2 rRNA genes are annotated in these 522 nt (G+C 54.2%); both read left to right on the top strand.

Annotated elements, in window-relative coordinates:
- A 23S ribosomal RNA gene (locus tag E1297_RS00760) occupies nucleotides 1–152 on the top strand; the annotation flags it as partial.
- A 157-nt stretch (nucleotides 153–309) separates the two neighbouring features.
- A 5S ribosomal RNA gene (gene rrf / locus E1297_RS00755) occupies nucleotides 310–424 on the top strand.
- The last annotated feature ends 98 nt before the right edge of the window (nucleotides 425–522 follow it).

Raw genomic sequence — 522 nt, 5'->3', positions numbered from 1 at the left:
GGATAACCGCTGAAGGCATCTAAGCGGGAAACCCACCTCAAAACAAGTTCTCCCTGAAGAGCCGTGGAAGACCACCACGTCGATAGGAGGCATGTGGAAGCGCAGCAATGCGTGAAGCTGAGCCTTACTAATAGCTCGTTCGGCTTGATCACTCTCATTTATCAATGCTCATCTTGAAGCCAAGGCTTCAAAATGACCGGTTCGTTCTCGCGCAAGTTGGCTCCGCCAACGGCGCCGAAGCAAAGGCTTCGAAAACGTGAAAAACCGGAAAAAAACAAGACCAGTTCACAAATGATTGCGCTTCGCCGGCCTGGTGGCCCTAGCGGGGAGCCCCCACCCGATCCCCTCCCGAACTCGGCCGTGAAACTCCCCAGCGCCAATGGTACTGCATCTTAAGGTGTGGGAGAGTAGGTCGCCGCCAGGCCTGCAAAGCGCAGTCATCAAAACCCTCTTCAATCGATCAATCCCTGCACACTCAAAAACAAAAACTGTGCAGGACACTGCAAGACATCACGTGCGGCC

It is taken from the genome of Roseibium sp. RKSG952 (assembly GCF_009711355.1).
This window is presented reverse-complemented; position numbering and strand designations above follow the sequence as displayed.